The organism is Achromobacter sp. (assembly GCF_057314935.1).
Window position 1 is genome coordinate 1,372 of the sequence record NZ_DBHKZA010000039.1, and the last position, 3,979, is coordinate 5,350.

At 64.1% G+C, this 3,979-nt stretch carries 5 protein-coding genes; 2 read left to right on the forward strand and 3 right to left on the reverse strand.

Annotated features, from left to right (window positions below; genetic code table 11):
• A partial coding sequence (gene rlmJ, locus ACO6D5_RS15895) for a 23S rRNA (adenine(2030)-N(6))-methyltransferase RlmJ (protein WP_485825899.1) occupies nt 1-480 on the forward strand: 480 nt, incomplete at its 5' end.
• Nucleotides 481-545: 65 nt separating this feature from the next.
• On the opposite strand, the gene ACO6D5_RS15900 is transcribed toward rlmJ, so the two are convergent.
• From ACO6D5_RS15900 to ACO6D5_RS15910, 3 genes are all read right to left on the reverse strand, one after another.
• Nucleotides 546-1,982 (reverse strand): dihydrolipoyl dehydrogenase, encoded by a 1,437-nt coding sequence (locus tag ACO6D5_RS15900; RefSeq protein WP_485825900.1) that lies wholly within the window; start codon nt 1,980-1,982, stop codon nt 546-548.
• 231 nt (nt 1,983-2,213) lie between these two features.
• A complete protein-coding gene (locus ACO6D5_RS15905; RefSeq protein ID WP_315847211.1) occupies nt 2,214-2,942 on the reverse strand; it encodes a redoxin family protein in 729 nt (242 codons plus the stop codon).
• A 170-nt stretch (nt 2,943-3,112) separates the two neighbouring features.
• Nucleotides 3,113-3,313 (reverse strand): cation transporter, encoded by a 201-nt coding sequence (locus ACO6D5_RS15910; RefSeq protein WP_315847212.1) that lies wholly within the window; start codon nt 3,311-3,313, stop codon nt 3,113-3,115.
• A gap of 204 nt (nt 3,314-3,517) precedes the next feature.
• Here ACO6D5_RS15910 and cueR point away from each other — a divergent pair, with 204 nt between their 5' ends.
• A complete protein-coding gene (cueR, locus tag ACO6D5_RS15915; protein WP_006222282.1) occupies nt 3,518-3,910 on the forward strand; it encodes a Cu(I)-responsive transcriptional regulator in 393 nt (130 codons plus the stop codon).
• Nucleotides 3,911-3,979: the final 69 nt, after the last annotated feature.

The following is a 3,979-nucleotide window of genomic DNA, read 5'->3' on the forward strand; positions in this document are numbered from 1 at the left end:
GCGCAGCGCCAGACCACGATCTACGGCGATGATGGCTTCGAAGGCGTCAAGGCCCTGCTGCCGCCGCCCACGCGCCGCGGCATGGTGCTGATCGACCCGTCGTACGAAGACAAGCACGACTACCGCCGCACGCTGATCACCGTGAAGGAATGCGTCAAGCGCTTTGCCACCGGCACCATCGCCGTCTGGTATCCGCTGGTGCAACGCCGCGAAGCCAGCGAAATGGCGCGCCACTTCGAGAACCTGAAGGTCAAGAGCTGGCTGCACGCCACCCTGACCGTCAAGAAGGCGACCATCGACGGCTACGGCCTCCACGGCAGCGGCATGTTCCTCATCAATCCGCCCTGGACGCTGCACGAAGGCTTGAAGCAAGCCATGCCGTACCTGGCCCGCGAACTGGGTCAGGACGAGCGTGCGGGCTTCACGCTGCAATACCGCGAAAACCCCTTCCCGGTTCCGAAGAAGCAGTCCGACGACTAAAGCAGACCGCCGATAAAAATGGGCCGCAACATTGCGGCCCATTTTTTTGCGGTTCCCGACCCGGATCAGGCCGTCGCGTTTTCCGATTCTTCGCTGCGCAGCGCCTCCCGGGCGCGGGCCAGCTTGGCCGCCGCATCACGCAGCGCCGTACGCAGGCCCTCTTCGATCACGGGATGGTAGAACGGCATGTCCAGCATGTGCGCCACGGTCAGTTCCTGCTGCACTGCCCAGGCCAGCAAGTGGCCGATGTGCTCGGCGCTGGGGCCCACCATTTCGGCGCCCAGGAAGCGGCCCGTCGCAATGTCGGCGTACACGTGCAGCAGGCCCTTGTTCTTCAGCATCACGCGCGACCGGCCCTGGTCGCTGAAATCCACTTCGCCGATGACGAAGGTACCCGGCACCAGGCGTCCATAGCCCTGCCCCGCCAGCGCGATCTGCGGATCCGAGAACACCACCGCCAGCGGCGCGCGCCGCAAGCCTTGGCGCACCTCGGGAAAGCGCGCAGCGTTTTCGCCCGCGATGCGGCCTTCGTCGGCGGCTTCGTGCAGCAACGGCGCATCCGCATTGGCATCACCGGCGATGAAGATGGGCGATTCCCCCGCCTGCATCGTTTCGCGGTCGAACACCGGCACCCCCTGCGCATTCAACACAAGCGACGTGTTCTCCAGGCCCAGGCCGTCGACATTGGCACGGCGTCCCGTGGCGACCAGCGCGTAATCGAAGCGCTCGGTGCGTTCGCTGTTGTCCAGCGTCACGTAGCGCACTTCCACTTCATCGCCGACGCGGGTCGTTTCCAGGACGCGGGCGTCCGGGTCCAGGTAGAACTCGCGCTGGAAGATCTTGCGGGCGTTCAGGCGCACCTGCGGATCGCTGATGCCGCCCAGGCTGCCGCTGACGCCGAACACGCGCACGTCCACGCCCAGCCGCGCCAGCGCCTGGCCCAATTCCAGGCCAATCACGCCGGGGCCGAACACGGCGACGCGGCGCGGCAGGTCGTCCCAGGCAAAGACGTCGTCATTGACCACCAGACGATCGCCCAGGGCTTGGAACGGCGGCGGCACCGAAGGGCGCGAACCGGTGGCGATGACCACGCGGGCCGCATGCACTTCGGTGTGGTCGTCCACGCGCAGCACCGTGTCGGACACGAAACGCGCATAGCCGCGCAGCTTGTCCTCGGCCGGGATGTTCTCCACGCCTTCCAGCACGAAGCCGACGAAGCGGTCCCGTTCGCGTTTGACGCGGTCCATCACTTCCACGCCGTCCACCGAAATCTCGCCGCTGACGTGCACACCGAAGGCTTCCGTATGCGCCGCGCTGTGAGCAGCTTCCGCGGCGGCGATCAGCAGCTTGGAGGGCATGCAGCCCACGCGGGCGCAGGTCGTGCCGTAAGGGCCGCCCTCGATCAGCAGCGCGCGCTTGCCCGCCGCTTTTGCGGCGCGATAAGCAGCCAGGCCGGCGGTGCCGGCACCGATGACGGCGATATCTGTGTGCAGAGTTTTCATGACTGGGTATCCCCCATGTTGCGGGTAGCAAGGATTCAAAGGCGAGTTCCGCCTTGTTGCGCATCCTCGGGACGAACACCGTCCGGCGGCGCCCGCGAAGGGCCGCGCAAGGAATGCGGTAAGGGTGCGTAAAAAGGGAAGCTCGTGCCGGCGGCGACGGCGCGGTCAGCCTGCAACCGCGCCATTGCGCCGGCCAGGCGCGGGGATCGTCCCCGCTCCCGGCTGACAGACTCAGGCGAAGTGCGCCTTCAGATCTTCCAGGCCGCCAATCAGCGAACCGTTGATGAACACCTGGGGAGCGGTGCCCTTGCCCGACACGGCGCCAATCACGCGGCCGCGGACCTTGTTCTCCAGCGGGATTTCGATCGGGGCGTAGCCCTTTTCTTCCAGCAGCGCCTTGGCGTCGACGCAGAACGGGCAGCCCGGCTTGGAGAACACGACCACCTGGTCGGGCTTCTTGGCCGTCGGGGCGATGTGCGCCAGCATCGTGTCGGCGTCCGACACTTCAAACGGGTCGCCTTCCTTTTCGGGTTCGATGAACATCTTCTGGACGACGCCGTCCTTCACCAACATCGAATAGCGCCAGCTGCGCTTGCCGAAGCCCAGGTCGCTCTTGTCGACCAGCATGCCCATGCCTTCGGTGAAGGCGCCGTTGCCGTCGGGCAGCAGCGTGATATTGGCCGATTCCTGGTCCTTGGCCCATTCGTTCATGACGAAGGTGTCGTTGACCGACACGCAGACGATGCTGTCCACGCCGGCGTTGAAGAACGCGGGGGCCAGTTCGTTGTAGCGCGGCAGGTGGGTCGACGAGCAGGTCGGCGTGAAAGCGCCGGGAAGCGAGAAGACGACAACCGTCTTGTTCTTGAACAGATCGTCGGTCGTGACCTTCTTCCACGTGTTGTCCTCACGGACGGGGAACGTTACGTTCGGAACACGTTGGCCTTCGCGGTTTTGCAGCATTCAATCTCTCCTTGGGTAGCGGGGTTTGTTTAACCACCATGGAAAGAATGATAAATCGCGACTATCAATTAATCAAATTTAATAAACTAAATTGATCGATAGCTTTTGGCAATTAGAAAATAACCGCCGGAAAACCAGGCCTATCATACCCGGGTCCCCGGCGGCCGGTATTACAGGCGCGTCGGCGCGTAGCCCGCGTCGCGGATGGCGGCTTCGAGCTTGTCGGCCTGGTCCGTACCCGTAATGGTGACCCGGTGCGTCGGCAGATCGACCGCCACGGTCGCGCCCGGCGCCGCCTGGCTCACCGCGCCCGTGATGGTCTTCACGCAATGGCCGCAGGTCATGTCGGGCACTTGGAATTCGATGCTCATGGTTTTTCTCCGGAAATTTCAAGGCGGTGGGCAACCTTTTGCACACCATGAATCACAGCTTAAACATTCCCATAATGGCAAGGTCAAGCGTAGAATGGATATTGACCTTCCCATAGTGGGAAGGTCGACACTGCGCATTCGTATCGACAAAAGCCCGGCACGCGCCCTGCGCGCGCCATCCAAGCCTGACCCAAGGAGCCAGACATGAATATCGGAGAAGCTGCGAAAAGCTCGGGCATTTCCGCCAAGATGATCCGCTACTACGAGAGCATCGGCCTGATCGGCCCGGCGGTGCGCACGGATTCGGGCTACCGCGTCTACGGCGACCACGACCTGCACACGTTGCGCTTCGTGCGCCGCGCGCGCGACCTGGGCTTTTCGGTGGAGCAGATGAACGAGTTGCTGGCGCTGTGGAAGGACCGCAGCCGCGCCAGCGCGGACGTCAAGCGCATTGCGCTGGGGCACGTAGAGGAATTGGAGCGCAAAGCCGAAGCCCTGCGTGACATGGCTGCCACCCTGAAGCACCTGGCGCACAACTGCCACGGGGACGACCGGCCCGACTGCCCGATCCTGGAAAACCTGGGGCGTTCGCACTAAGGCAAGCCCGACAAGAAACGGGCCGGGAGGATCCCGGCCCGCTTGCGCAAGATCAGCCCTGGGGCTGGC

Coding starts and splice junctions, on each gene's coding strand:
- ACO6D5_RS15910 (WP_315847212.1), bottom strand. CDS start 3,313: ATGAGCATCGAATTCCAAGTGCCCGACATGACCTGCGGCCATTGCGTG.
- cueR (WP_006222282.1), top strand. CDS start 3,518: ATGAATATCGGAGAAGCTGCGAAAAGCTCGGGCATTTCCGCCAAGATG.
- ACO6D5_RS15905 (WP_315847211.1), bottom strand. CDS start 2,942: ATGCTGCAAAACCGCGAAGGCCAACGTGTTCCGAACGTAACGTTCCCC.
- ACO6D5_RS15900 (WP_485825900.1), bottom strand. CDS start 1,982: ATGAAAACTCTGCACACAGATATCGCCGTCATCGGTGCCGGCACCGCC.